Raw genomic sequence first — 25,281 nt, 5'->3', positions numbered from 1 at the left:
AGAAAACGTGAGTCAATTTTTCCAGATTCATCCGGAAAACCCGCAGGCGCGCCTGATCAAACAGGCGGTGGAAATCATTCGCAAGGGCGGGGTGGTGATCTATCCCACCGACTCGTCCTATGCCATCGGTTGCCAGATCGGCGACAAGAATGCGGTCGAGCGGGTGCGCCGTTTGCGGCAGTTGGACGACAAGCACAACTTTGCGCTGATCTGCAGCGATCTGTCGCAGTTGGGGCTGTTCGCCAAGGTCGACACGGGCCTGTTTCGCCTGCTCAAGGCCCATACGCCGGGGCCCTACACCTTTATCCTGAATGCCACCCGGGAAGTCCCGCGGTTGTTGCTGCATCCGAAAAAACGCACCATCGGCCTGCGCATCCCCAGCCATCCGATTGCCCTGGCGCTGCTCGAAGAACTGGGCGAGCCGCTGATGAGCGTCAGTCTGATCATGCCCGGCGAGACCGATCCGATGATTGATCCCTACGAGATCCGCCAGTTGCTCGAACATCAGGTCGACCTGGTGATCGACGGCGGTTTCGGCGGGATCAAGGCCTCGACCGTGATCAACCTGGCGGACGGCGAGCCGGAAGTGATCCGCGTGGGCTGTGGCGACCCCGCGCCGTTCATGGTCGAGGCCTGAATGTCCGCCGTGGAAACCGTCGACAGCCAGGCCGATGCCCAGCAGGAACTGCCGTTCGCCCTGGTCTATGGCCAGGCGGTCACCGAGATGCCGCTGGACCTGTATATCCCGCCGGACGCCCTGGAAGTCTTTCTCGAAGCCTTCGAGGGCCCGCTGGACTTGCTGCTCTACCTGATCCGCAAGCAGAACATCGATATCCTCGACATCCCGGTGGCGGAAATCACCCGCCAGTACATGGGTTATGTCGAGTTGATGAAGTCGGTGCGCCTGGAGCTGGCCGCCGAGTACCTGGTGATGGCGGCGATGCTGGCCGAGATCAAATCGCGGATGCTGCTGCCGCGTTCGGCCGAAATCGAGGCGGAAGAGGACGACCCGCGGGCCGAACTGATCCGTCGCCTGCAGGAGTACGAGCGCTTCAAGAGCGCCGCCGAGGGCCTCGACACCTTGCCCCGGGTCGGCCGCGATGTGCTGGTGCCCAAGCTCGATGCCCCCGAGGCCCGGGCGCGCAAGCTGTTGCCGGACGTGAGCCTGGAAGAAGTGTTGATGTCCATGGCCGAGGTCCTGCGCCGTGGCGACCTGTTCGAAAGCCATCAGGTCAGTCGTGAGCAACTGTCGACCCGCGAGCGCATGAGCGATGTACTGGAACGCCTCAAGGGCGGCGGCTTCGTGCCCTTTGTCGAGCTGTTTACCGCCGAGGAAGGACGGCTGGGGGTGGTGGTGACCTTTATGGCGATTCTTGAGCTGGTCAAGGAATCCCTGGTCGAACTGGTGCAGAATGAACCCTTTACGGCGATCCATGTGCGGGCGCGCGCTGAATAACGAGCACAATCCATGAACCTGAGTGAACCCCGCGAGCTGGCCCCGCTGCTTGAAGCCTTTCTGTTGGCCTCGGGAAAGCCGCAATCCCTGGAACGGCTGTTCGAGCTGTTCGAGGAGGGCGAACGGCCCGAGCCGCCGGTCTTCAAGAAAGCCCTGACGATCCTCGCCAAGTCCTGCGAAGGGCGCGCCTTCGAGCTGCGGGAGGTGGCCTCCGGCTATCGTCTGCAGGTGCGCGAGAAATTCGCTCCCTGGGTCGGGCGGCTCTGGGAAGAACGTCCGCAGCGTTATTCCCGGGCGATGCTCGAAACTCTGGCGCTGATCGCCTATCGTCAACCGATCACCCGGGGTGAGATCGAGGATGTGCGTGGCGTGGCGGTCAACAGCCAGATCGTCAAGACCTTGCTGGAGCGTGAGTGGATTCGGGTCGTCGGTTACCGCGAGGTGCCGGGCAAGCCGGCAATGTTCGCCACCACCAAGGCGTTTCTCGATCACTTCAACCTGAAGAACCTTGACGACCTGCCGCCCCTGGCCGAACTGCGGGAGATGGAGCCCGAGCCGCTGTTCGATGTCGAGGATGCGCCGGTGCCCGCGAGCCTGCAGGCCCTGGCCGATGCCAGTCTCGATCCGGAGGGGGCCGAGGCGCCGAAGGAGGAAACCAGCTTCCATACCCTGTTGCTGGAGCTGGACTCCATGGAAGAGGGGATCAAGACCGACTTTGACGATTTGCTGCGTGACGGCGCAATGGTGCCGACGGGCGAGTTGCCGCTGCAGGAATCTGGGCTTGAAAGAGCTGAACCTGTTGAGCCCGCTGTGACAGTCGAAGCAGTCGAGGCCGACGAAGTGCTCGAAGAAGAGCCGGAAACAGTCGAAGAACCCGCAGTGCCAGAAGTACCGGAGCCGGATCTCGTCGGTGCCCAGCAGGCCCGGGAACAATTGCTCGCGGCGGTCGCGGCCCTGGACAAGGCCGCCGGCCGGCCGCAGCTGACCGATGAAGAAGCCGAAGCCCTGGCCCTGGCCGAGGCGATCGAACAGGAACGCCGCTTGCTCGATGATTGATTGCGAGAGTGCATAATGGCCAACATCGGCGTATGATTCGCGCCCCCGCGGCGATCCCTTCGCCCAGGCAACAGATTCAATTTCTTCAGGCCAAGGCCTGAATCGACACACCGGGAGGTGCCCAGATGAGTGATATCAAGCAGAAAGACGACCAGGAAATCGGCCCAGCAGGCGAAAAACTGCAGAAGGTCCTGGCCCGTATCGGCGTCGGCTCGCGCCGCGACGTGGAAGGCTGGATCAGCAAAGGCCGGATCAAGGTCAACGGCAAAGACGCCACCCTCGGCCAGCGCGTCGACATGCATGACGCCATCACCATCGATGGCAAGGTGATCAAGCGCGAAGAGGCGTCCGAATCGGTTCGCCGCGTGATCATGTACAACAAACCCGACGGCGAGATCTGCACCCGTGACGACCCGGAAGGCCGTCCGACCGTGTTCGACAAGCTGCCGCGTCCGAAAGAAGGCCGCTGGATCAATATCGGCCGCCTGGACATCAACACCACCGGTCTGCTGATGTTCACCACCGACGGTGAGCTGGCCAACCGCTTGATGCACCCGTCCTACGAAATGGACCGCGAGTACGCGGTCCGTGTCCGTGGTGAAGTGGACGAAGAGATGATTGCCCGGCTCAAGGCCGGCGTGATGCTCGAAGACGGCCCGGCGAAGTTCACCGATATCCAGGAAGCGCCTGGCGGTGAAGGTTTCAACCACTGGTACCACTGCGTGGTGATGGAAGGTCGTAACCGCGAAGTGCGTCGTCTGTGGGAATCCCAGGGTTTAGTGGTCAGCCGTCTGAAGCGTGTGCGTTTCGGTCCGGTGTTCCTCAACTCCGACCTGCCGATGGGCCGCTGGCGTGAAATGAGCCAGTACGAAGTGGACATCCTCAGTGCCGAGGTCGGCCTGACGCCGGTAGCGATGCCGCAGCTCAATGCCAAGAGCAAGGACAAGCTGGAGCGTATGCAGCGCAAATCCTCTCGTCCGGTGGGCAAGGGCGAGCGTGTGCGGACCCTGCGTCCGGCCGCCGGTGCACCTGCCGAGCGCAGTGAGCGCGAGCCGCGTATCGAAGGCGAGCGTCCAGCCCGCAAGCCGGCTCCTCGTCAGGATGGCGAGCGCGCACCACGTGCCCCGCGTCCGGCGGCCGGTCGTGGTGAGTCGACCCGTGGTACGCCAGTGGCGGATCGTCCGACGGACAGCAAGCGTCCGGCCAAGCCGGCACCCAAGACCAAGCGTCCAAGCCTGGTCCTGGACAAGGACGCGCCGTCGGGCAAGCGTCGTGGCGCCCCGGCCGGTTCCGGCCAGCGTCCGGGGTTCGGGCGTCGCAAGCCTGAGTAAAGCAGGCGCTTGAGCGCACCGCGAGACCCGAAACCCCATGACGAGCCAACGTCATGGGGTTTTGTTTTTTGGGGCAGGTCAAAACGCAAACTGCCCGTCAAACACCGGCTTGTCATCCAGCGCCAGCACGCCGCTGGCAAAGATCAGGTCCAGGTGATGGCTGCCCTTGGCGCCACCGCCCAACCCCAGGTGCAGGCCGCAATGGCGCTCCTCGAAACCCGAGTTGCGCGCATACAGGGCCTTGACCCCCTCATTCGTACCGATCCCCAGTTCCTCGACCCGACGGTTGGATGGATTGGCATTCAGGTACTTGTTGAAATCCGCCTCCAGCCCAGGCACTTCGGTGGCAATGCGGCGGATGGTCGAATCCTCGATCCACAGCGCCAACGGCGACTCCAGCACTCCGTACTTGCGGGCAAAGGGAATGGTGCCGAGAAAGGTCCCGACAAACTTCACGCAACCGTTAATGGTGTCGCTGTGGGTGGCGATCTCCCCCGGGGCCAGGTCGTGGTTGCCCACGCCATTGATATTGGTCCACTTGCGGATACTGCTCAGCGGCGCCTGCAGGTGCGAGCCGTGGCGGTCCTTGAAGCTCAGGGTGGTGGCCCGGGACATGCGGCGGATCAGGCTGTCGTTGAGTTCGGCAATGCGTTGCGGGCTGACACTGAAGGTGTCGTAGAAGTAATCGCCGTAATCCTTGAACAGCAGCGATTTGCGCCATTGCTCGGCCATGACCCCATGCAATGCGTGGAGGAACTCCGGGCCTTGCGGGCGAGGCGGGGAGAGCATCGAGGAGTCGTAGAAAAAGATATACAGGTCGCTGTCGCTGATGGCCTCGATCAGTCTCGGGGCCGGCTCAAGGTCCAGGCGCAACGCGCTGAAGCCGAACTGTTGGCGCTCGGCGTCCTGCTCGATGATGGCCGCGGTGATCTCGCTGTAATCCGGGGTATGGCCGAGTAGGACTTTCGGCTGGTCGAGCCCTTCCAGGGCCGGATGGCGGGCGAGGTAGTAGAGAAAGTGTTCGAGGGCGCGGGTCTTGTCCATGACGTCGTTCCTGGGGCAACAGAGGGTAGGTGCGGTAAACCGCACCCACCTGGAGGCCTTAGAAAGGCCACATCGCAGTGCCAAAGGGCACGACAGCATCGGCTTGCATCATTTCCACGGCCGCGTCGTGGGTCGGGGCTTCAAACCAATCGTCCAGTTGCAGTTCAGTGCTCACGTCCTGATCCGAGACTTGCATGGTGAATCTCCTTGGGAATGTTATTGCTGGACGGTCGAAAAGGCTTTTTGCTAGGAAAATTCCTATGCATAAAAACCGATTCTCCGGCTTGCCGACTGTAGGCTTCGGCAAGTGGCTGAAAACCTAGTGCAGTATCTCGCTAGGCGCAAAAAAATATTTTCAAATTTTTTTTGCAGGCTTGCAGAGCAAAAAACTTCTTCTGGAAAAACAGCGATTCACTCGCTAAAGCCCGCGCTAAACAGTCTGTATGTCAATTTTCGAACGGGGGCCGTATATGGCTTTGTTGGCAAGAAAACGTGACACTTTGTCAGGAAAACCTGACGATCTGGACAGTAAAAGCGCCTGAAAATCCGAGGTTCGGATTGGCGTAAGGAATAGTTGCCGAGGGGCTCTGTAGGATTTTTCTTTGTGGCGAAAAGGCCCCTTGTCCTCCCGCGCTGGGGGCGGTGAGATGCGCGGATGCCTGCCAGTGGTGGTCTGGCGGTGTACAATGCGCGGCGTTTTACCTGTGACTCAACTGCGTACCCGCGCATTTTTGTGGCTTTCGACGGCGGCCTTGCGATGCTCCGAAAGCCCGTGCACTCAAGGCTACCCGCCTTGTTCACTCCATCGCGTCATAAGCGTGATGGGTTCGATTTCGTCACAGATAAAAACAAACAGGTGACGCATGACCCCTGATACACCCCTTGCTTCGGGCGAGCTTAAACGCGGCCTGAAAAATCGTCATATCCAATTGATCGCCCTCGGTGGCGCCATCGGTACCGGCCTGTTCCTCGGTTCGGCCGGGGTGCTCAAGTCCGCCGGTCCGTCGATGATCCTCGGCTATGCCATCTGCGGTTTTATCGCCTTCATGATCATGCGCCAGTTGGGCGAGATGATCGTCGAGGAGCCGGTCGCCGGTTCGTTCAGCCACTTTGCCCACAAGTACTGGGGCGGTTTCGCCGGCTTTCTGTCGGGCTGGAATTGCTGGATCCTCTACATCCTGGTGGGCATGTCGGAGCTGACCGCCGTCGGCAAGTACATCCACTACTGGTGGCCCGATGTCCCGACCTGGGTCTCGGCAGCAGCCTTCTTCGTCCTGATCAACGCGATCAACCTGGCCAACGTCAAGGTTTTCGGCGAGGCGGAGTTCTGGTTCGCGATTATCAAGGTGGTGGCGATCGTCGGCATGATTGCCCTGGGCAGCTACCTGCTGGTCAGCGGCCACGGCGGTCCGCAGGCCTCGGTGAGCAACCTGTGGGAACACGGTGGGTTCTTCCCCAATGGCGTCAGCGGCCTGGTGATGGCCATGGCGATCATCATGTTTTCCTTCGGCGGCCTGGAAATGCTCGGTTTCACCGCCGCTGAAGCCGACCAGCCGAAAACCGTGATTCCCAAGGCCATCAACCAGGTCATCTACCGGATCCTGATTTTCTATATCGGTGCCCTGGTGATCCTGCTGTCGCTGACGCCCTGGGACAGCTTGCTGAGCACGCTGAACGCTTCCGGCGACTCCTATAGCGGCAGCCCGTTCGTCCAGGTGTTCTCGATGCTGGGTAGCAACACGGCGGCGCACATCCTCAATTTCGTGGTGCTGACGGCGGCGCTGTCGGTGTACAACAGCGGCACCTACTGCAACAGCCGCATGCTGCTGGGCATGGCCGAGCAGGGTGATGCGCCGAAGGCGCTGGCCAGGATCGACAAGCGCGGCGTGCCGGTGCGCTCGATCCTGGCCTCGGCGCTGGTGACCTTCATCGCGGTGGTGATGAACTACCTGATGCCGCAACAGGCCCTGGAATTGCTGATGTCCCTGGTGGTGGCGACCCTGGTGATCAACTGGGCGATGATCAGCTACTCGCACTTCAAGTTCCGCCAGCACATGAATAGCACCCAACAGAGTCCGCTGTTCAAGGCCCTGTGGTACCCCTATGGCAACTATGTGTGCCTGGCGTTCGTGGTGTTCATCCTTGGCGTCATGTTGATGATTCCGGGGATCCAGGTCTCGGTGTACGCGATTCCGGTCTGGGTGGCGTTCATGTGGGTCTGCTACGGCATCAAGAATCGGCGCAGTGCCCAACAGGCATTGCTGGCGGTGAAGTAGGCTTTTATCCGTTGCAAGCACAAACCCGGCGACCGCCGGGTTTGTCGTTTCTGCACGGTCGGGACACGGGCGAACCGGCTCGCCGTGGTACAGATCAGGTATCCTGAACGCCCTGATGTCGGACGCTTTTCAAATGCTGGTGATTTCCAACAATGTGCATCTGCCGGATGCCGAGATCGAATGGACGGCCATTCGTGCCCAGGGCGCGGGCGGGCAGAACGTCAACAAGGTCTCCAGCGCGGTGCACCTGCGTTTCGATATTCCGGCTTCGTCCCTGCCGCCGTTCTACAAGGAACGCCTGCTGGCCCTGCGCGACAGTCGCATCACCAGCGAAGGGGTGATCGTGATCAAGGCCCAGCAATACCGGACCCAGGAGCAGAACCGCGGCGATGCCCTGGAACGCCTGGTCGAACTGATCCTCACGGCCACCAAGGTGGAGAAGAAACGCCGCCCGACCAAGCCGACCCTCGGCTCGAAGAAACGTCGCCTGGAAGGCAAGTCCCAGCGTGGTGCGATCAAGGCCGGGCGCGGCAAGATCGATTTCTAGTCCTTCAGGTTTTTTCCCGCAACGCTCGCTGCTTCGGTGCCTGCCGGTAGAGATAAAGGCTCAGCAGCAACCCGGAAAACGACGCCAGGGCGGCGAACAGGAAGATCGAGGCAAAGCCCAGGCCCGCGGCAATGGCCCCGGCCAAGGGCCCGGTGATGCCCAGCGACAGGTCGATAAACAACGAGTAGGCACCCACCGCCGCGCCGCGACTGGAGGCCGGCACCAGGTTCACCGCCTCCACTCCCAGTGCCGGGAACACCAGCGAGAAACCGAACCCGCTCAATGCCGCCCCCGCCAGTGCCCAATGGGCATCCGGTGCCAGCCACAACAGCAGCAGCCCCAGGGTTTCCACCGACAGGCAGGCGATCGCCACGCGAAAGCCACCGAGGCGATTGATCAGGTTGCCGAACAGCAGCCGCGCACCGATAAAACTGGCACCGAACAGGCTCAGGCAGAGCACCGCGTTGGCCCAGTGCTGGGTGGCGTAATACAGGGTGATAAAGGTCGCGATGGTGCCGAAACCGATGGAGCCCAGGGCCAGGCCGGTGCCGTGGGGCAGTACGCGGCCCAGTACATGAAGGAAGGGCAGGCGCTCGCCGGCAACAATCGGTGCCGCCTGTTTCGGCCAGGCCAGCAGCAGCCCCAGCGTGGCCAGCAACAGGATGCTCACGCCCATGCTCCACAGGCCCAACTGACCGACCAGCCACACGCCCAGTGGTGCGCCGATGGCCAGTGCGCCATAGCTGGCGATGCCGTTCCAGGAAATCACCTTGGCGGTGTTCGCCGCACCGACCCGGCCGATCCCCCAGCCGATGGACCCGGAGCCCACCAGGCTTTCCGCGCTGCCCAGCACCAGGCGGCCGATAAACAGGCTGATCAGGCTCAGCAACGGCATCGCCTGGAGAACACTCGAGACCAGCATGAACACACCGCTCAGGCCGCAGCCGAGCAGGCCGATCATTACCGCGCGCTTGCTGCCCTGGTTATCGATGATCCGGCTGGCATAGGGACGACTCAACAAGGTCGCCAGGTACTGGACGCTGATCACCAGCCCGGCGATCACCGTGCCGAAGCCCAGGTCACTGTGGACATAGCCGGGCAGCACGGCCAGGGGAATGCCGATGTTCAGGTAACCGATAAAGGTAAACAGGACAATGGAAACGACTTGCAGCGTGACCGCCAGGGGGCGCTGGGTATCAGACATGGACAAGAACCACCGTTGCCGCGGAGAAAAAAGATAGGAGGCTTATGATAACGGTGCGAAGCGGGTTGCAGGGGAGTTAAATCGAAAAAAGCTTGGCGGGTGCCTGTATCCGGTTGCGTGAAAAACACCAGGGAACGGGCTTTTCACGCGACCGGTTGAGCAAGCGTTCAGTCTTCGCTGTCGGCCTTGAGGCTTTCTGCGGCCTCGTTGTTTACCGGCTGCTGGGCAGCGGCTTGTGGCGGGTTTTTCTGCTCAGTCTCGTGCAGGCTTGGGAAGGGGAAGTTGGGTATCTCATGCATCGTCGTCGCTCCTCGCAAGGTCTGTTTTTTAAATCGCTGGGTAGATCCGCGCTTTTAAAAAGCCTGGGCAGGATACAGCAGGGGAAATGACAGAAAGATTTTTTCGCCCCGGCTTCGACAGCCATTCGTCAGTTCTGTGGGAGCCGGCAAGCCGGCTCCCTCGGTTCAGGGAGTGACGATGATTTTCCCGATCATCTGTGGATGCAGGGCACAGAAATACTCGTAGGTGCCCGCAGTCTTGAACTCATAGGAAAAGCTGTCATTGGTGTCCAGCGCGCCCGAGCGGAACAGCTTGTGGGTTTCGGCCACCGTATGGGGGATCTGGTCGTCGTTGACCCAGGTCACCTTGGTACCGAGCGCAACGGTCAGGTCCTTGGGCCCGAACATGAATTCCTTGATATCGATCTTCACGTCTTGCGCCCACACCGGGATCGAGACCGTCAGGCAAATCAGCGCCAATCCGTGCAAAAGTCTTTTCATTCGAATGTTCTCCTAAATCAGTGTCGAATCAATCAGTGCCAATGGGTGATCGCCTTGTGTCGCGCGGACATCGGTAATCCCCAGGTAATTGCGTAACTGATCGGCGGCCACGGTCATCGGCCCCGGTGACGGTGCCGCCCCTGGTGCTGGTTGCGGGTAGGCCGTGCCGCGCGCGGTGTGAAAGGTGATATTGCCTTCGACCTTCTGGATCACCTGATGGATATGGCCGTTGAGCACGGTCACCGAACCGTATTTGCGCAGCAGGGCAATGGCCTGGTCGCCGTCCTCCGTGCCCCAGCCCCAGGGTTGGTAAATGGTCCACAGCGGAATATGGGTAAACACCACGATCGGCGTGCTCGTCGACACCGCCCGCAGGTCATCGGCCAGCCAGGCGATCTGCTCGGCGCCGAGGTTGGCTTCATGGCCGGCCTGGAAGTTGAAGACGTTGACCAGCGCGATGAAATGCACGCCGTGGTCGTCGAAGCTGTACCAGCCGTTGCCCTTGGTGCCCTTGCCGTACCGCTGCAGGTAGAGCTGGCCGCCGCCTTCGTCAAGGGTGTCGTGCTCGCCCGGCACATAGTGAACGGTGGCAGGCAGGGCCTTGAGCAATTGTGCGGCGGTGTCGAATTCCTCCGGCTTGCTGAGGTGGGTGATATCCCCGGTGTGGAGAATCAGCGCCGGCCGCTTGGGCAAGGCGATGATCTTGTCGATGGCCACTTGCAGGGTCTTCACCGGTTCGGGATTGGCCTCCTTGTTGAAACCGATATGCGAATCGCTGATTTGCACGAAGTGAAAGTTCGCGGCCAGCGCGGCCGGGTCGCTGGTCTGGCCATTCTGGTCTAGGGCAAAGGCCCGCGGGATGCCGCCGCTCAGGGCCCAGAGGACCCCGGCGCCGGCCCAGGCCGAGCATTTGAGCAGGGTCCGGCGGTCGGGGTCGAGCGGGCCGTCGGTACGTTTGTCGTGGGGTGTTGGGTGCAGGTCCATGGGAACGCCCTCGCTGGCGGTCTACAGTGATTGAGCTCACATCTGTAAAACCGGTAGGCGCGGGGCTTTATTCCAGGAAATAAAAAAATTCTTTCGGGAATAAAACAGGACCTTTCACCGTTATAGGAACAAAGGTATCGGAGCCACTATGAAGCGATTCGAGGCGCTGTTTGCGCCGCATCTGGATGCGGCCTATAACCTCGCGCGCTGGCTCACCGACAGTGAGAGCGCCGCGCAGGATGTGGTCCAGGAAAGTGCCTTCAGGGCCTTCAAGTTCCAGCACCGTTTTGTCGACGGCAATGCCAAGGCCTGGTTCCTGACCATTGTCCGCAACGAAAGCTACAACTGGCTCAAGGCCTCGATGGGATCGCGTTGGGTGACCCTTGATGAGGAGTGGTTGCAGGACGACCCGGCAATGGCCGATGTGTGCACACCCGAGTCACAGATCATCCGCGCCCAGGCGGCCGAGCAGGTCCGCCTGGCACTGCTGGCGTTGGCGCCGGCGTTTCGCGAAGTGATCGTCCTGAAGGAGTTGGAAGACATGCCCTACAAGGACATAGCGAAAATCGTCGATATCCCCTTGGGCACCGTCATGTCGCGGCTGGCCCGGGCCCGCGCGATGCTCAAGCGCGAACTGCTGAAGTTGCACCCTTATGAATGACCTCGACTGCAAGACCTGTGATGAATTGATCCATGGCTACCTCGACCATGAACTGGACGCGGCGACCACGGCGCGGGTGGCCGGGCACCTGGCGGGTTGTGCCGAGTGCGCACGTCGGTATGAGCAGGCCCGTCAATTGATCGACGACGTCAAAAATCGCGCCCCCTATTACCGCGCGCCCGAGGCCCTGAACCTGGGGCTGTTGGGAGCTGCCCCAGAGCGATCTTCGGCCATGGCGGGTTTCATGCAGGGGTTGCGGTCGCTATCGGGGCGCTGGTGGGCGCCGGCGTTTTCAACCCTGGCGTTGAGCCTGGCGGTCATGCTCTATGTGGTGACGCCGTCCGCCGAACAACCCTGGCTGGATGAGGCGGTGTCCAGTCATGTGCGTTCGCTGATGGCCGAGCATTTGAACGATGTGGTGTCGTCCGACCGGCATACGGTGAAACCCTGGTTTACCGGCAAGCTCGATTTCGCGCCGCCGGTCTTCGATTATGCGGCGCAGGGTTACCCGTTGTTGGGCGGGCGATTGGATTATCTGCAACACCAGACCGCCGCAGCATTGGCGTATCGGCATGCCAAGCACACCATCAACCTGTTTATCCTGCCGACGGCCGAAGCTGATCGGGCTCGGGAGAGCTTGTCTTTGCGGGGCTACAACGTGGTGTCGTGGCGGCGTGATCACCTGCGTTTCATCCTGGTCTCGGACCTGGAGAAGGGCGAGCTCGAGGGGTTCGGGCAGTTGATCGAGAAGGGTGGGTAAGTGTCTGATCTGATCGTGAGCACACAACAAAACCTGTAGGGCTTGCTGGCGATTCAGACGCTGCGGTGTCTCAGACAGACCGCGTTATCGTTCATCGCTAGCAAGCTCCTACAGGACCATGTCCAGCCAGCACGTGTCGTTGTGTCAGTCCTTGCAGACCGCGGCAATCGCCTGCGCCAGCGCATCCAGGCGCGTCGCGTCGATCCCCGCCACGTTGGCCCGGCCGGAGCTGACCATATACACGCTGTGCTCGTCGCGCAGGCGTTTGACCTGGGCTGGTGACAAACCGGTATAGGAGAACATGCCGCGCTGCACGCCAATATGCGCGAAGCGCTCGGCCAGGCCATGGGGCTGCAGGGCTTCCACCAGGCCGCTGCGCAGTTGCGCAATACGCAAACGCATGGCTTCCACTTCATCGGCCCACTGGCTCTTCAACTCTGGGGTGCCGAGAATGGTGGTGACCACCGCCGCGCCATGATCCGGTGGGTTCGACCACAGGTTACGGGCCACCGCCGCCAGTTGACTGCGCACATCCAGCAGTTTTTCAGCATCGCCGGTGCAGACGATCAGTGCGCCGGTGCGCTCGCGGTACAGGCCGAAATTCTTCGAGCAGGAACTGGTGATCAGCACTTCCGGCAATTCCCGGGCGAACAACCGCGCGGCCCAGGCATCCTGCTCCACGCCATCGCCAAAGCCCTGGTAGGCAAAGTCAATCAGCGGCAGCAGTTCGCGGCGACGGACGATGTCCAGCACCTTGTACCAGTCGTCGTGGGACAGGTCGAAACCGGTCGGATTGTGACAGCAGGCGTGCAGCAGCACCACGTCACCCTGCGGCACCTGTTCCAGGGCGGCGAGCATGCCTTCGACGTTCAGGCGGTTATCGCTGTCGACGTAAGGGTAGTGACTGATCTTCAAGCCGGCGGCGGCGAAGATGGTCTCGTGGATCGGCCAGGTCGGATCGCTGAGCCAGATGCCACGACCCGGGAGGCAGTGGGCGATAAAGTCGGCACTCAGGCGCAAGGCGCCGGTGCCACCCGGGGTCTGGGTCGCGCCGACACGTTGGGCGGCGATCAGCGGCGAGTCCGCACCCATCACCAGCTCGTTGAGCAGGCTGCCAAAGCGCAGGTCGCCGTGGCCACCGATATAGGACTTGGTCCGCTGCTCGTCCACCAGCCGCTGTTCAGCCAGCTTGACCGACCGCAGGATCGGGGTCAGGCCCTGGGCATCCTTGTAGACGCCGACGCCCAGGTCGAACTTGCGAGGATTGGGGTCCTGGGCATAAGCCTCCAGCAACCCGAGGATCGGGTCGCCGGGTACACGCGCGATGGCGTCGAAATGCATTATTTACGGCCCTCGGCGGCGTGGCTGACCTCGTCGGTGCGTGCCGCCATGATGAAATCGTTACGGTGCAGGCCCTTGATCGAATGGCTCCACCAGGTGACGGTGACTTTGCCCCACTCGGTCAGCAGACCCGGGTGATGGCCTTCGGCTTCGGAAATCTCGCCGACGGCATTGGTGAAGGCCAGGGCGAACTTGAAGTTCTTGAACAGGAAGACCTTCTCCAGCTGCATGATGCCGTCCCGCACTTCGATGTTCCAGTCCGGAATCTGTTTGATCAGCAGCGGCAGTTCTTCGTCGCTGACCTGGGGGGCATCGGCGCGGCAGGCTTCGCAGTGGGCTTGGTTCAAGGTGTTCATGATGGATTCCTGAAATCGTTTTTTTATTCAAGGACGCCGTTCGAATACGCTATTCGAAAACGTCGGTTCGAGAAAGACGCACGTAGCGCTCAATGTCGCGGATCAGGCGGCCTTGGGCGGGAATTTCGGGGCGTGCAGACCCAACTGCATGCCGCGCTCGACCATGCCCATGATGTCTTCGTGGGCCAGGTCGAACAAGCGCTTGAGGTTCGGCAGGACAAAGTACAGCGGTTGCAGGATGTCGATGCGATACGGCGTGCGCATGGCTTCCAGCGGATCGAAGAGCTGATGCTCGGGCTGGTTGGACAGGCTGTACACGGTCTCCTTCGGCGAGGAGAGAATGCCGCCGCCATAAATGCGCCGACCTTGCGGGGTGTCCACCAGGCCGAATTCGATGGTCATCCAGTACAGGCGCGCCAGGTACACCCGTTGCTCCTTGCTGGCTTGCAGGCCGAGCTTGCCGTAGGTGTGGGTGAATTCGGCGAACCAGGGGTTGGTCAGCAGCGGGCAGTGGCCAAAGATCTCGTGGAAAATGTCCGGCTCTTGCAGGTAGTCGAGCTCTTCTTCGGTGCGAATGAAAGTCGCCACCGGAAACTGCTTGTTGGCCAGCAGTTCGAAAAAAGTCTGGAACGGAATCAGCGCCGGCACCCGGGCGACTTGCCAGCCGGTGGTGGCGCCGAGGACCTGGTTGATTTCGCCGAGTTGCGGAATCCGGTCGTGGGGCAGGGCCAGTTTTTCGATGCCGTCCAGGTATTCCTGGCAGGCGCGGCCTTCGATCACTTTCAGTTGGCGAGTGATCAGGGTGTTCCACACGGCATGCTCGGCGGCCGGGTAGTCGATAAAACCTTGCGCATCGGGCTCGCGAGCCACGTAGTGCGTCTGCTTCATACCGCTCTCCTGCTGGGGGATTCGTTCTTGTTATGTGCTGCGATGGGCTTAGTGTTAACCCGTTGAGGGGGCGTGCGCATCCAGGGCAAAGCGCGAAGGGGTAGGATGCATGCCGATATTTCGTAAAGAAATCGTTACGAAATGGCGTTTTGCTGATGCGTAAGGCGTTTTGACGTGGCGATCAAGCGGGTTTTCGTCACATAATCTTTACGAATAACTGCGGCGTACTGAAAAAAGTGCCCGCTCCGCAGGGGCCCATGGGGCCCGGCTATCACCCTTTTCGAGCCTTTCCATGCGTATCAAAGTGCACTGCCAGAACCGCATCGGCATTCTTCGCGACATTCTCAATCTGCTGGTGGACTACGGCATCAACGTCGCCCGTGGCGAAGTCGGCGGTGATCAGGGCAATGCCATCTACCTGCACTGCCCGAATCTGATCAACCTGCAGTTCCAGGCCCTGCGGCCGAAGTTCGAAACCATCGCCGGGGTGTTTGGCGTCAAACGCGTCGGCCTGATGCCCAGCGAGCGTCGGCATATGGAGCTCAACGCCTTGCTCGGGGCCCTGGAGTTTCCGGTGCTGTCCATCGACATGGGCGGCTCGATTGTCGCGGCCAACCGCGCGGCGGCGCAGTTGCTCGGGGTCAGGGTTGACGAGGTGCCGGGCATCCCGCTGGCGCGTTATGCGCCGGATTTCGACCTGCCGGAGTTGGTGCGCGCCAACCAGTCGCGGATCAATGGCCTGCGGGTCAAGATCAAGGGTGACGTTTTCCTGGCGGATATCGCGCCGTTGCAGTCGGAACACGATGACAGCGAGGCGATGGCCGGCGCGGTGCTGACCTTGCATCGCGCCGATCAGGTCGGCGAGCGCATCTACAACGTGCGCAAGCAGGAGTTGCGCGGTTTCGACAGTATTTTCCAGAGCTCGAAAGTCATGGCCGCGGTGGTTCGCGAGGCCCGGCGCATGGCACCGCTGGATGCACCGCTGCTGATCGAAGGCGAGACCGGGACCGGCAAGGAATTGCTGGCGCGGGCCTGCCACCTGGCCAGCCCGCGGGGACAGGCGCCGTTGATGGCCCTCAACTGCGCCGGCTTGCCGGAGTCCATGGCTGAAACCGAGCTGTTCGGCTACGGTCCCGGCGCGTTCGAGGGCGCGCGGGCCGAGGGCAAGCTCGGGCTGCTGGAACTGACCGCCGGCGGCACCTTGTTCCTCGACGGGGTGGGGGAGATGAGTCCGCGCCTGCAGGTCAAGTTATTGCGCTTTCTCCAGGATGGCGGGTTCCGTCGGGTCGGCAGCGACGAAGAGGTTTACCTGGATGTGCGGGTGATCTGCGCGACCCAAGTCGACCTCTCGGAGCTGTGTTCGCGGGGTGAGTTTCGCCAGGACCTCTATCACCGTCTCAACGTGTTGTCCCTGCATATCCCGCCCCTGCGTGAGTGCCTGGACGGGCTGACCCCGTTGGTGGAGCATTTTCTCGACCAGGCCAGTCGGCAGATCGGTTGCCCCTTGCCGAAGCTGGCGCCGGCGGCGATGGATCGTCTTGCGCACTATCACTGGCCGGGCAATGTCCGGCAGTTGGAGAACGTGCTGTTCCAGGCGGTTTCCCTCTGCGAGGGCGGGGTGGTCAAGGCCGAGCATATCCGGTTGCCGGACTATGGCGTGCGCCAACCCCTGGGGGATTTTTCCCTGGAGGGCGGGTTGGACGAGATTGTCGGGCGGTTCGAGCGGGCGGTGCTGGAGCGCCTGTACTCGGAGCATCCGAGCAGTCGCTTGCTGGGCAAGCGGCTGGGGGTTTCCCATACCACCATTGCCAACAAGCTGAAGGAATATGAGGTCGTCAAGGGCGGGCAGTAACCAGGCCTCCCGCCCCTGGCTCGATCAGATGTGGAAGTAGCCCACGCACGAGTCGAACGGCAGGCGCTTGAGCTCGATCTTGTTCATGTCGAACACTTCGCGCAGGGCCTTGGTTTCACCCGGGAAGTTGCGATAGGCAACTTCGTCGAGTACCACGATGGCACCTTTGGGCATGTACGGCAGGAAGGTTTCCAGGGCGACCTTGGTCGGTTCGTAGAGGTCGGTATCGAGGATCAGCATGGCCACCACCAGGTCCGGACGGGACTTGACGAATTCCGGCACGGTCTTGCAGATATCGCCCTTGACCAGTTCGCAGCGCGGGATGCGGTTGACCGGACGCAGCAGGTCGTTGGCATCGATCATGTCCTGGATCAGCGACTGGTCGGTGTCGGAGAACATGTTCTCGTTGATGTCGGCCGGGTCTTCGTCCTTGTTGATGCTGGTGAAGCCTTCGAAGGTGTCGAAGCCGACGATCGAACGGTTGATCGCGTAGGGCTCGAGGATCATCGACAGGTGCATGTAGAGCATCAGCGAGTTGCCCTTGTACACGCCGCATTCGATGATCGCGCCCGGCACATCCATGACCTTCTTGAACAGCTCCATGCGCGACAGGGCTGCGGTCACGTTGATGCGGTTGGCGAACACGAACGGCGCGTCGGCCACGTATTCGGCATCGACCCGCTTGAGCACGCCGGCACGGGTTTCGTTGTATTGAGCCTCGGCAGGCGTAATGCGGCGCTTGGTCATTGATAGATTCCTTGGAAATTCGAGAAGTCGTGGGCGTGGAAGTAGTCTTTGAAGCCGGCCCCGACATCCGGGCAGGCGCTGTCGACGTTGGGGGCGCCGCGCTTGTGTTGCAGGTCGTCCAGGTGCATCAGGCGGAAGTCCACGCTGAAGCGGGTCTGTTCGGTGTAATTGGGTACGGTGCCATGCAAATGTGAACCGGAGAAGATCAGCATCTCACCGGTGTTGCCGGCAATGCGGACTTCCGACGACGTATCGATGTCGGCCAGGGGCACCGGGTGCACGCGCACTTCCTCGGTCAGGTTTTCCTTGGCCTTGTGCCGCTGGTTGTTGATCCAGTCGTTCAGGCTCCAGTCCTTCGAGGTGTTGAGCACCGGCTTTTCGAAGTAGCCGGCGTTGATCATCATGGTCTGGTTCGGGGCGATGGTGTAGACCGGCATCCAGGTGTTGATCTGGCAATCGACGCTGCCGTACCAGGTGTCGCGATGGGGCTTGTAGGCGTAGCTGACGCCGGCGTGCAGGTAGTTGTAGTTGGGCACGACGCGCAGGCGCGGTACATCGAAGATGTACTCGCGCGGGTCGATGCCGACTTCATGGATGAACGCCAGGATCAGGTCCTTGACGCGCTGGCTGTTGGTGAACTGGCCCTTGAGGCGGGTCACCCGGCTGACGAATTCCTCGACCGGCATCATCGTGTGCAGGGACTGGTGATCGGTCTCGCCGTCAAAGGCCAGGGTGATGCTTTCCTTGGCAAAACCACAGAGCTCCTTGGCGGTCGCCAACTGGGTGTCCAGGAAGATGGCGCCTGAATAGATCTCTTCCTTGAAGTCCGCTTTTTTCTGTAGTTGGTTGATGTACAGGTTCACGTCAGCCCTCCTGAATACTGTGGCTAATTCTGAATGTCGGCAGTCACGGGGCAAACTTGACGTTGGTTGCCGTCTACCGGGTTGGCTTGCAAGGTCTATTCCAGGGTGGTTTTCTGGCGCCCGCCGCACGAGGGGAAACGACCGATACTTGCCGCCAGCGGCATAACCGCGCCGTTTTTTCGTCTGCCCTCAAGACCTTGAAAGCCAGCCAAAGGTACTCAAGCCCCCGCCACGACGGCTTGTCCTGCGTCAAGAAAAAGTTGGTTCGGAAATTGCTTGCGCCTCTCGCAGTACAGCGGTGGCGGCAAACGTCCGTCAGGAAGAGGAAAGACTGTGGACAAGTACCTTTACGTGGCAATGACCGGTGCGGCCCAGAATGCCTTGGCGCAAAAGGCCCATGCCAACAATCTGGCGAACCTCTCGACCAACGGTTTTCAGCGCGACCTGGATCAGGCCCGTTCGATGCCGGTGTTCGGTGACACCTTTCCGTCGCGTGCCTACGCCATGACCGAACGCCCGGGCACGGATTTCGCCTCGGGCCCGATGGTCGAGACCGGTCGCGATCTCGACGTGGCGGTGGCCGGTGACGGCTGGGTGGCCGTGCAGACGCCTGACGGCGGCGAAGGTTACGTGCGCACCGCGAGCATGAATATTGACGCCCTCGGGGTGCTGCGTGCCGGCAACGGCATGCCGGTCATGGGCAATGGCGGGCCGATCGCCGTGCCACCCGAGTCGAAGATCGAAGTGGGCGAGGACGGCACCATCAGTATTCGCGCCATGGGTGAAGGGCCGCGGGTGGTGGCGGAAGTCGACCGCATCAAGCTGGTCAACCCGGATCTGAAGAACATGATCAAGGGGCCGGATGCCGTGGTGCATACCAAGGACGGCACGACCGCGCCGGTCGACGCCAACGTCAAGGTGGTCTCGGGCTTCCTGGTGGGCAGCAACGTCAATGCCGTGGAGGAAATGACCTCGGTGCTGGCCCTGTCCAAGCAGTTCGAATTGCACATCAAGATGATGAACACCGCCAAAGAAGATGACACGGCTATGGCTCGGGTCTTGCAGAACAGCTAATCACCAGAACGTAGCGCCGTAAAACAGGCGCGCGAAGGAGAACAGAATGCTTCCGGCTCTATGGGTTGCAAAAACAGGTTTGGCGGCACAAGACACCAACCTGACGACTATTTCCAACAACTTGGCCAACGTCTCGACCACCGGCTTCAAGCGTGATCGCGCCGAGTTCCAGGACCTGCTGTACCAGATCAAGCGTCAGCCGGGTGCCGAGTCGACCCAGGACAGCGAACTGCCGTCGGGCCTGCAACTGGGTACCGGTGTGCGGATCGTCGGCACCCAGAAGAACTTCGCCGCCGGTAGTCTGCAAACCACCGACCAGCCGCTGGACATGGCCGTCAACGGTCGCGGTTTCTTCCAGATCCTGCAACCGGACGGCACCACGGCCTACACCCGTGACGGTACCTTCCACCTGAGCAACACCGGGCAGATCGTCACCGCCAGCGGCTTCACCCTGCAGCCGGCGATCATCATCCCGAACAACGCCCAGACCTTCACCGTCGGCCAGGACGGCACGGTCTCGATCACCGTCGCCGGCAGCCCGACTTCGCAAGTGATCGGCAATATCCAGACCGCCGACTTCATCAATCCGGCCGGCCTGCAGGCCAAGGGCGGCAACCTGTTTCTGGAAACCGCCGCCAGCGGCGCGCCGCAGGTCGGCACCCCGGGTCTCAACGGTTTCGGTACCACAGAGCAGAGCACCCTGGAAACTTCCAACGTCAGCACCGTGGAAGAAATGGTCAACATGATCACCACCCAGCGTGCCTACGAGATGAACTCCAAGGTGATTTCCACCGCCGACCAGATGCTCCAGTACGTCGCACAGAACCTGTAATCAAGTCTATGAGGCGGCCTGAAGGGCGCCTGCAACACCGTGAGGTAATAGGGTCATGAATCGGTTGTTTTCCATGCTCGCGTTGAGCGCGATGGCGCTGTTGGCCGGCTGCATGAGCCCGCCACCCAAGCCCAATGACCCGTATTACGCGCCGGTGTTGCCGCGTACCCCGTTGCCCGCCGCGGCGAACAACGGTTCGATCTACCAGGCCGGCTTCGAGCAAAATCTGTATGGCGACCGCAAGGCTTTCCGGGTCGGTGACATTGTCACCATTACCCTTAACGAAGCCACCCAGGCGAGCAAAAATGCCAACTCCGACCTGTCGAAGAAAGATGCCAACAACTTTGGCCTGACCACGCTCTTCGGCTCGTCGGTGACCAGCGGCAACGCAAACCTGAATATCGGCTATGGCGGTACCAAGACCACCGACGGTTCCTCCAAGGCCGCGCAGAGCAACAGCCTGACCGGCTCGATCACCGTGACCGTGGCTGACGTGCTGCCCAACGGCATCATCGCCGTACGGGGCGAGAAGTGGTTGACCCTCAATACCGGCAATGAGCTGGTGCGCATCGCCGGGATGATCCGCGCGGATGATATCGCCACCGATAACACCGTTCCGTCCACTCGCGTGGCCGATGCGCGCATTACCTACTCGGGTACCGGCGCCTTTGCCGATACGAGCCAGCCGGGTTGGCTCGACCGCTTCTTCCTCAGCCCGCTCTGGCCTTTCTAGGTGCTACGACCATGTTCAATCTCAAGCATCTGATAGCGGCTGTGCTGCTGATGTCCACCGCTCTCGGTGCCCAGGCCGAGCGGTTGAAGGACATCGCCAGTATTTCCGGTGTGCGCTCCAACCAGCTGATTGGTTATGGCCTGGTGGTCGGTCTCAACGGTTCGGGTGACCAGACCACGCAGACACCGTTCACCCTGCAGACCTTCAACAACATGCTCTCGCAGTTCGGCATCAAGGTGCCGGCCAACGCCGGTACCGTGCAGTTGAAGAACGTCGCGGCGGTGTCGATCAGTGCCGACCTGCCGGCGTTCGCCAAGCCGGGGCAGGTGGTGGATATCACCGTCTCGTCCATCGGTAACGCCAAGAGCCTGCGCGGCGGCACCCTGTTGATGACGCCACTCAAGGGTATCGACGGCAACGTCTACGCCATCGCCCAGGGCAACCTGGTGGTGGGCGGTTTCGATGCTTCTGGCGCGGACGGTTCGAAGATCACCGTCAACGTTCCGTCGGCCGGGCGGATCCCCGGCGGGGCTTCGGTGGAGCGCGCGGTACCGAGTGGTTTCAACCAGGGCAACAGCCTGACCCTGAACCTCAACCGTTCCGACTTCACCACCGCCAAGCGGATCGTCGACAAGGTCAACGACCTGCTCGGCCCGGGTGTGGCCCAGGCCATCGACGGCGGCTCGATTCGCGTCACCGCGCCGCTGGATCCGAGCCAGCGGGTCGACTACCTGTCGATGCTGGAAAACCTCGAGGTCGACCCGGGCCAGGCGGTGGCGAAAGTCATCATCAACTCGCGTACCGGTACCATCGTGATCGGCCAGAACGTCAAGGTGTCGCCGGCCGCGGTGACCCACGGCAGCCTGACCGTGACCATTACCGAAGACCCGATCGTCAGCCAGCCGGGGCCGCTGTCCAATGGCACCACGGCGGTGGTACCGCGTTCGCGGGTCAACGCCCAGCAGGAAGCCAAGCCGATGTTCAAGTTTGGCCCGGGGACCACCCTGGACGAGATCGTCCGTGCGGTGAACCAGGTGGGTGCGGCGCCAGGCGACTTGATGGCGATCCTCGAAGCCTTGAAACAGGCCGGCGCCTTGCAAGCCGACCTGATCGTGATTTGAGGCCGTCGCTATGGTGGATATGCGCAAGAGCGGGTTGGCAAGCACCGGCGACTCCGGTGCCTACAGCGACCTGAACCGAATGAACAGCCTGAAGGTCGGCAACCGCGACAGCGATGCCAACATTCGCAAGGTGGCGCAGGAGTTCGAGTCGCTGTTCGTTGGCGAAATGCTCAAGTCCGCGCGCGCGGCCACTGATGTAATGGCCCAGGACAATCCGCTCAATACCCCGGCGACCAAGCAATACCAGGAAATGTACGACCATCAGTTGGCCGTGACCATGTCGCGCCAGGGTGGCGGTATCGGCCTGGCCGATGTGCTGGTGCGCCAGATGAGCAAGAACAAACCGACGCATCCCTCCCAGGGCGGGCTCAAGGTCGGGCCGCCAGCCGGTACGGTTGCGGGCGAAACGCCGGTGTCGACACCGATCAATGCTGGCACCACCACGGCCGCGACCGCGGCTTCGCCGTTCGCGCGCTCGAATGGCCAGCGGCCGTTGTGGGCCTCGCGGGTCGCCAGCCCGATCCACAACAGCGACGGCAGCCTGCACAACGACATGGCCAAGCTCAACGAGCGTCGCCTGGCGTTGCCGAGCAAGTTGACTGATCGCCTGGTCGCCGGGCTGGTGCCGTCGGCCGACGGCAGCCTGGCCACGGTCAACGCCCAGGCTGTGCCGGCGCGCAACAGCGCCGCCAGCGATTCCGTGCTCCAGGGGCAGGCCATCCACGGCTTGAGCAATGTGCCGACCACGCGCATGCAGATCTATGGTCGCGCCGTGGCCCAGCCGCCCTTGGCGCCGGCCAAACAGGCGTTCAGTTCGCCCGACGAATTCGTCGCCACCATGCTGCCGATGGCGGAACAGGCGGCCAGGCGCATTGGTGTCGACCCGCGTTACCTGGTGGCCCAGGCAGCCCTGGAAACCGGTTGGGGCAAATCGGTCATGCGCCAGCAGGACGGCAGCAGCAGTCACAACCTGTTCGGCATCAAGGCCGGCAGCAGTTGGCAAGGGCCGCAGGCCCGCGCCATCACCAGTGAGTTCAAAAATGGCCAGATGGTCAAGGAGACGGCGGACTTCCGTTCCTATGCCTCCTACCAGGACAGCTTCCACGATCTGGTGACCATGCTGCAAAGTAATAATCGCTATCAAGATGTGCTGAAGTCGGCCGATAAACCTGAACAGTTTGTACGCGAGTTGCAAAAGGCCGGGTATGCCACCGACCCGGACTACGCCAGCAAGATTTCGCAAATAGCAAAACAGATGAAGAGCTACCAGAACTACGCTGCGGCGGGCGCTTCCACGAATTTATAAGGTCTGAATCATGAGCTTGCTCAATATTGGTATGACGGGGTTGAACGCGGCCTCGACGGCTTTGAACACCACCGGCAACAACATTTCCAACGTTGATACGGCCGGCTATTCACGTCAGTCAACCGTTCAGACCAGCTCTGCCTCGCAGCAATACGGCAACGTGTTCATCGGTACCGGCACGACCCTGGCGGATGTCCGTCGGGTCTACAGCGCCTACCTGGATGCGCAGTTGCAAACCTCGACCTCGCTCAACAGCGATTCGTCCTCGTACCTGGCCCAGGTCACGCCGACCGACTCCATGCTGTCGGATACCAACACCGGCATGACCGCTTCGTTGCAGAAGTTCTTCAGCTCGCTGCAAAGTGTGTCGACCACCCCGACGGACGATGCGTCCCGCCAGACGACGCTGACCAGCGCCCAGGCGTTGAGCGACAAACTCAACTCCCTCTCCCAGCAGCTGAGCGCCCAGAACACCGGGATCAACAGCAACCTGTCGGACATGGCCGGCCAGGTGAACAAGCTGGCGAGTACCATCGCCCAGTACAACGATCAGATTTCCAAAGTCACCACCGCCGCCGGTGCCCCGAACGACCTGCTGGACCAGCGCAGCGAGGCGGTGCGCCAGTTGTCCGAGCTGGTCGGGACCCAGGTGGTCCAGCGCGGTTCGAGTTATGACGTCTATATCGGCAGCGGTCAGCCGCTGGTGATGGGCAACAGCACCAACACCCTGTCCGCCGTGCCGAGCAAGGACGACCCGAGCCAGTCGGCCTTGCAGCTGGATCGCGGCACCAGCACCGTCGATATCACCTCCACCGTGACCGGTGGCGAGATCGGTGGTCTGCTGCGCTATCGCAGCGATGTGCTCGACCCGTCGATCAACGCGTTGGGGCGTATTGCCATGGTCGCGGCCGACCAGATGAACAAGCAGCAGGCCCAGGGCATCGACAAGAACGGCAACTTCGGTTCGCCGATCTTCAACGATATCAACAGCGCCACCCTGATCAGCCAGCGCAGCATCGCCAATGGGAACAACAGCGCCGGTTCCGGCAACCTGAACGTGACCATCGCCGACACCGGTGCGCTGACCACCAACGATTACCAGGTCACCTTCAGCAGCGCGACCAACTACAGCGTCACGCGCTCGGACGGCACCGCGATGGGGTCCTTCAGCACCACGACCACGCCACCCCCGGTCATCGACGGGATCACCCTGAGCCTCAATGGCGGCGGCGCGATGAGTGCCGGCGACACCTTCAAGGTGACCCCGACCCGCAGCGGTGCCAGTGATATCCAGACGGTGATGACCAACGCGCAGAACATTGCCGCGGCGGCGCCGCTGGCCGGTGTCACCAGTGCCAACAACGGCGGCACCTACACCCAGCCGACCCTGGTCGACCAGTTGGGCACGTCCAACGCGACCAACAACGCGCAGTTGCAGGATGCCATCAAGTACGGCACGCCGGCCAAGATCGTCTTCGGCGCACCGGGTACCGGTGCGACCGCGGGTACCCAGGGCTACACCCTGACCGATGCCCAGGGCAACGTGATGGGCACCGGTACCATAGTGCCGGGGCAGGCCAACACACTGAACCTGAAAATCAACATGGTCGACGCCAGCGGCAATCCGGTGTTGGACGGCGCAGGCGTGCAGAAGACCTTCACCGTTCAGACCACGGTCAGCGGTAATCCGAAGTCCGGTGAAAGCTTTACCATGTCGATGACTGGCGCCGGTTCTTCGGACAACCGCAACAGCACCGCCCTGGTCGCCCTGCAAAACAGCAAGACCGTGGGCACGAGCGCCACGAACGGCGGCAGCAGCATCTCCGACGCCTACGGCACCTTGGTCTCCACTGTCGGTACCAAGGCGTCCCAGGCCACCTCGGACAACACGGCGACGACGACCATCCTGACCAACGCCAAGGGCGCGCGCGACTCCCTGTCCGGCGTCAACCTGGACGAAGAGTCCGCCAACCTGGTCAAGTACCAGCAGTACTACACGGCCGCGTCGCAGATCATCAAAGCCGCCCAGGCCATCTTCAGCACGCTGCTCAGCAGCCTTTAAGGAGTCGT

26 protein-coding genes are annotated in these 25,281 nt (G+C 61.7%); 15 read left to right on the top strand and 11 right to left on the bottom strand.

Features of this window, described 5'->3' with window-relative positions:
- The first annotated feature begins 7 nt into the window (after positions 1–7).
- The 4 genes from M5C56_RS03280 (at position 8) to rluB (ending at position 3,843) form a co-directional block, all read left to right on the top strand.
- Positions 8–637 (top strand): L-threonylcarbamoyladenylate synthase, encoded by a 630-nt coding sequence (locus M5C56_RS03280; protein WP_103496514.1) that lies wholly within the window; start codon positions 8–10, stop codon positions 635–637.
- 120 nt (positions 638–757) lie between these two features.
- Complete coding sequence (locus M5C56_RS03275) at positions 758–1,456, top strand: ScpA family protein (protein ID WP_177093350.1); 699 nt, start codon at positions 758–760, stop codon at positions 1,454–1,456.
- Between the two features lie 12 nt (positions 1,457–1,468).
- A complete protein-coding gene (scpB, locus tag M5C56_RS03270; protein ID WP_103496516.1) occupies positions 1,469–2,512 on the top strand; it encodes an SMC-Scp complex subunit ScpB in 1,044 nt (347 codons plus the stop codon).
- Between the two features lie 125 nt (positions 2,513–2,637).
- The gene (gene rluB / locus M5C56_RS03265) at positions 2,638–3,843 is read left to right on the top strand and encodes a 23S rRNA pseudouridine(2605) synthase RluB (RefSeq protein ID WP_103496517.1); all 1,206 of its coding nucleotides are present in this window, start codon (positions 2,638–2,640) and stop codon (positions 3,841–3,843) included.
- Between the two features lie 78 nt (positions 3,844–3,921).
- Here the strand turns inward: rluB and M5C56_RS03260 are convergent, their stop codons facing one another.
- The gene (locus tag M5C56_RS03260; RefSeq protein ID WP_103496518.1) at positions 3,922–4,887 is read right to left on the bottom strand and encodes a leucyl aminopeptidase; all 966 of its coding nucleotides are present in this window, start codon (positions 4,885–4,887) and stop codon (positions 3,922–3,924) included.
- A 58-nt stretch (positions 4,888–4,945) separates the two neighbouring features.
- Entirely contained in the window at positions 4,946–5,083 is a 138-nt protein-coding gene (locus M5C56_RS03255) for a hypothetical protein (RefSeq protein WP_177100072.1), read from the bottom strand.
- A gap of 667 nt (positions 5,084–5,750) precedes the next feature.
- Here M5C56_RS03255 and M5C56_RS03250 point away from each other — a divergent pair.
- Complete coding sequence (locus M5C56_RS03250) at positions 5,751–7,163, top strand: amino acid permease (RefSeq protein ID WP_103496520.1); 1,413 nt, start codon at positions 5,751–5,753, stop codon at positions 7,161–7,163.
- Between the two features lie 133 nt (positions 7,164–7,296).
- Positions 7,297–7,710, top strand: a complete 414-nt coding sequence (gene arfB / locus M5C56_RS03245; RefSeq protein WP_103496535.1) for an alternative ribosome rescue aminoacyl-tRNA hydrolase ArfB — start codon at positions 7,297–7,299, stop codon at positions 7,708–7,710.
- Positions 7,711–7,714: 4 nt separating this feature from the next.
- On the opposite strand, the gene M5C56_RS03240 is transcribed toward arfB, so the two are convergent.
- The 4 genes from M5C56_RS03240 to M5C56_RS03230 all read right to left on the bottom strand — a co-directional run bounded on the left by M5C56_RS03240 (position 7,715) and on the right by M5C56_RS03230 (position 10,677).
- Positions 7,715–8,914 (bottom strand): MFS transporter, encoded by a 1,200-nt coding sequence (locus M5C56_RS03240; protein WP_103496521.1) that lies wholly within the window; start codon positions 8,912–8,914, stop codon positions 7,715–7,717.
- Between the two features lie 167 nt (positions 8,915–9,081).
- Positions 9,082–9,213: a hypothetical protein gene (locus M5C56_RS32330; protein WP_255916937.1), complete on the bottom strand. Its 132-nt coding sequence runs from the start codon at positions 9,211–9,213 to the stop codon at positions 9,082–9,084.
- Between the two features lie 165 nt (positions 9,214–9,378).
- Positions 9,379–9,693, bottom strand: a complete 315-nt coding sequence (locus tag M5C56_RS03235; protein ID WP_103496522.1) for a cupredoxin family copper-binding protein — start codon at positions 9,691–9,693, stop codon at positions 9,379–9,381.
- Between the two features lie 12 nt (positions 9,694–9,705).
- Positions 9,706–10,677 (bottom strand): metallophosphoesterase, encoded by a 972-nt coding sequence (locus tag M5C56_RS03230; protein ID WP_103496523.1) that lies wholly within the window; start codon positions 10,675–10,677, stop codon positions 9,706–9,708.
- 148 nt (positions 10,678–10,825) lie between these two features.
- Between M5C56_RS03230 and M5C56_RS03225 the strand changes: the two genes are divergently transcribed.
- The gene (locus tag M5C56_RS03225) at positions 10,826–11,338 is read left to right on the top strand and encodes a sigma-70 family RNA polymerase sigma factor (RefSeq protein WP_103496524.1); all 513 of its coding nucleotides are present in this window, start codon (positions 10,826–10,828) and stop codon (positions 11,336–11,338) included.
- Positions 11,331–12,098 (top strand): anti-sigma factor, encoded by a 768-nt coding sequence (locus M5C56_RS03220; protein ID WP_103496525.1) that lies wholly within the window; start codon positions 11,331–11,333, stop codon positions 12,096–12,098. Before M5C56_RS03225 ends, M5C56_RS03220 begins: the two co-directional genes overlap by 8 nt.
- 144 nt (positions 12,099–12,242) lie before the next feature.
- Here the strand turns inward: M5C56_RS03220 and M5C56_RS03215 are convergent, their stop codons facing one another.
- The 3 genes from M5C56_RS03215 to phhA form a co-directional block, all read right to left on the bottom strand.
- The gene (locus tag M5C56_RS03215; protein ID WP_247263408.1) at positions 12,243–13,442 is read right to left on the bottom strand and encodes an amino acid aminotransferase; all 1,200 of its coding nucleotides are present in this window, start codon (positions 13,440–13,442) and stop codon (positions 12,243–12,245) included.
- Complete coding sequence (locus M5C56_RS03210) at positions 13,439–13,795, bottom strand: 4a-hydroxytetrahydrobiopterin dehydratase (RefSeq protein WP_100938979.1); 357 nt, start codon at positions 13,793–13,795, stop codon at positions 13,439–13,441. Before M5C56_RS03210 ends, M5C56_RS03215 begins: the two co-directional genes overlap by 4 nt.
- A gap of 102 nt (positions 13,796–13,897) precedes the next feature.
- Positions 13,898–14,683 (bottom strand): phenylalanine 4-monooxygenase, encoded by a 786-nt coding sequence (phhA, locus tag M5C56_RS03205; protein ID WP_103496527.1) that lies wholly within the window; start codon positions 14,681–14,683, stop codon positions 13,898–13,900.
- Positions 14,684–14,975: 292 nt separating this feature from the next.
- Here phhA and M5C56_RS03200 point away from each other — a divergent pair, with 292 nt between their 5' ends.
- Positions 14,976–16,535 carry a sigma-54-dependent transcriptional regulator gene (locus tag M5C56_RS03200; RefSeq protein ID WP_103496528.1) on the top strand — a complete coding sequence of 520 codons (1,560 nt, stop codon included), beginning with the start codon at positions 14,976–14,978 and terminating at the stop codon, positions 16,533–16,535.
- A gap of 24 nt (positions 16,536–16,559) precedes the next feature.
- Here M5C56_RS03200 and M5C56_RS03195 read toward each other — a convergent pair whose 3' ends face one another.
- Positions 16,560–17,282 carry a TylF/MycF/NovP-related O-methyltransferase gene (locus M5C56_RS03195; protein ID WP_100938982.1) on the bottom strand — a complete coding sequence of 241 codons (723 nt, stop codon included), beginning with the start codon at positions 17,280–17,282 and terminating at the stop codon, positions 16,560–16,562.
- Positions 17,279–18,145 carry a hypothetical protein gene (locus M5C56_RS03190; protein ID WP_103496529.1) on the bottom strand — a complete coding sequence of 289 codons (867 nt, stop codon included), beginning with the start codon at positions 18,143–18,145 and terminating at the stop codon, positions 17,279–17,281. Before M5C56_RS03190 ends, M5C56_RS03195 begins: the two co-directional genes overlap by 4 nt.
- 333 nt (positions 18,146–18,478) lie before the next feature.
- On the opposite strand from M5C56_RS03190, the gene M5C56_RS03185 reads away from it, so the two are divergent.
- The 6 genes from M5C56_RS03185 to flgK are packed head-to-tail and all read left to right on the top strand — an operon-like array spanning position 18,479 to position 25,273.
- Positions 18,479–19,219: a flagellar basal body rod protein FlgF gene (locus tag M5C56_RS03185; RefSeq protein ID WP_103496530.1), complete on the top strand. Its 741-nt coding sequence runs from the start codon at positions 18,479–18,481 to the stop codon at positions 19,217–19,219.
- Between the two features lie 46 nt (positions 19,220–19,265).
- Entirely contained in the window at positions 19,266–20,051 is a 786-nt protein-coding gene (gene flgG, locus M5C56_RS03180; RefSeq protein ID WP_103496531.1) for a flagellar basal-body rod protein FlgG, read from the top strand.
- A gap of 55 nt (positions 20,052–20,106) precedes the next feature.
- Positions 20,107–20,784 carry a flagellar basal body L-ring protein FlgH gene (gene flgH / locus M5C56_RS03175; protein WP_103496532.1) on the top strand — a complete coding sequence of 226 codons (678 nt, stop codon included), beginning with the start codon at positions 20,107–20,109 and terminating at the stop codon, positions 20,782–20,784.
- Between the two features lie 11 nt (positions 20,785–20,795).
- Positions 20,796–21,905, top strand: coding sequence for a flagellar basal body P-ring protein FlgI (locus tag M5C56_RS03170; protein WP_103496533.1), 1,110 nt, complete (start codon positions 20,796–20,798; stop codon positions 21,903–21,905).
- A 10-nt stretch (positions 21,906–21,915) separates the two neighbouring features.
- Positions 21,916–23,211: a flagellar assembly peptidoglycan hydrolase FlgJ gene (gene flgJ / locus M5C56_RS03165; protein ID WP_247263404.1), complete on the top strand. Its 1,296-nt coding sequence runs from the start codon at positions 21,916–21,918 to the stop codon at positions 23,209–23,211.
- Between the two features lie 10 nt (positions 23,212–23,221).
- Entirely contained in the window at positions 23,222–25,273 is a 2,052-nt protein-coding gene (flgK, locus tag M5C56_RS03160; protein ID WP_103495987.1) for a flagellar hook-associated protein FlgK, read from the top strand.
- Positions 25,274–25,281: the final 8 nt, after the last annotated feature.

The organism is Pseudomonas sp. MWU13-2862 (assembly GCF_023242495.1).
In the GTDB taxonomy this organism is placed as follows: domain Bacteria; phylum Pseudomonadota; class Gammaproteobacteria; order Pseudomonadales; family Pseudomonadaceae; genus Aquipseudomonas; species Aquipseudomonas gingeri_D.
Note: the sequence above shows the minus strand (reverse complement) of the source record. Positions and strands in the feature narration are given on the sequence as shown.

Excerpts from the sequence above, each read along its gene's own strand:
- scpB (WP_103496516.1), top strand. The coding sequence starts at position 1,469 with ATGAACCTGAGTGAACCCCGCGAGCTGGCCCCGCTGCTTGAAGCCTTT.
- rluB (WP_103496517.1), top strand. The coding sequence starts at position 2,638 with ATGAGTGATATCAAGCAGAAAGACGACCAGGAAATCGGCCCAGCAGGC.
- M5C56_RS03260 (WP_103496518.1), bottom strand. The coding sequence starts at position 4,887 with ATGGACAAGACCCGCGCCCTCGAACACTTTCTCTACTACCTCGCCCGC.
- M5C56_RS03255 (WP_177100072.1), bottom strand. The coding sequence starts at position 5,083 with ATGCAAGTCTCGGATCAGGACGTGAGCACTGAACTGCAACTGGACGAT.
- M5C56_RS03250 (WP_103496520.1), top strand. The coding sequence starts at position 5,751 with ATGACCCCTGATACACCCCTTGCTTCGGGCGAGCTTAAACGCGGCCTG.
- arfB (WP_103496535.1), top strand. The coding sequence starts at position 7,297 with ATGCTGGTGATTTCCAACAATGTGCATCTGCCGGATGCCGAGATCGAA.
- M5C56_RS03240 (WP_103496521.1), bottom strand. The coding sequence starts at position 8,914 with ATGTCTGATACCCAGCGCCCCCTGGCGGTCACGCTGCAAGTCGTTTCC.
- M5C56_RS32330 (WP_255916937.1), bottom strand. The coding sequence starts at position 9,213 with ATGCATGAGATACCCAACTTCCCCTTCCCAAGCCTGCACGAGACTGAG.
- M5C56_RS03235 (WP_103496522.1), bottom strand. The coding sequence starts at position 9,693 with ATGAAAAGACTTTTGCACGGATTGGCGCTGATTTGCCTGACGGTCTCG.
- M5C56_RS03230 (WP_103496523.1), bottom strand. The coding sequence starts at position 10,677 with ATGGACCTGCACCCAACACCCCACGACAAACGTACCGACGGCCCGCTC.
- M5C56_RS03225 (WP_103496524.1), top strand. The coding sequence starts at position 10,826 with ATGAAGCGATTCGAGGCGCTGTTTGCGCCGCATCTGGATGCGGCCTAT.
- M5C56_RS03220 (WP_103496525.1), top strand. The coding sequence starts at position 11,331 with ATGAATGACCTCGACTGCAAGACCTGTGATGAATTGATCCATGGCTAC.
- M5C56_RS03210 (WP_100938979.1), bottom strand. The coding sequence starts at position 13,795 with ATGAACACCTTGAACCAAGCCCACTGCGAAGCCTGCCGCGCCGATGCC.
- phhA (WP_103496527.1), bottom strand. The coding sequence starts at position 14,683 with ATGAAGCAGACGCACTACGTGGCTCGCGAGCCCGATGCGCAAGGTTTT.
- M5C56_RS03200 (WP_103496528.1), top strand. The coding sequence starts at position 14,976 with ATGCGTATCAAAGTGCACTGCCAGAACCGCATCGGCATTCTTCGCGAC.
- M5C56_RS03195 (WP_100938982.1), bottom strand. The coding sequence starts at position 17,282 with ATGACCAAGCGCCGCATTACGCCTGCCGAGGCTCAATACAACGAAACC.
- flgG (WP_103496531.1), top strand. The coding sequence starts at position 19,266 with ATGCTTCCGGCTCTATGGGTTGCAAAAACAGGTTTGGCGGCACAAGAC.
- flgH (WP_103496532.1), top strand. The coding sequence starts at position 20,107 with ATGAATCGGTTGTTTTCCATGCTCGCGTTGAGCGCGATGGCGCTGTTG.
- M5C56_RS03170 (WP_103496533.1), top strand. The coding sequence starts at position 20,796 with ATGTTCAATCTCAAGCATCTGATAGCGGCTGTGCTGCTGATGTCCACC.
- flgJ (WP_247263404.1), top strand. The coding sequence starts at position 21,916 with ATGGTGGATATGCGCAAGAGCGGGTTGGCAAGCACCGGCGACTCCGGT.
- flgK (WP_103495987.1), top strand. The coding sequence starts at position 23,222 with ATGAGCTTGCTCAATATTGGTATGACGGGGTTGAACGCGGCCTCGACG.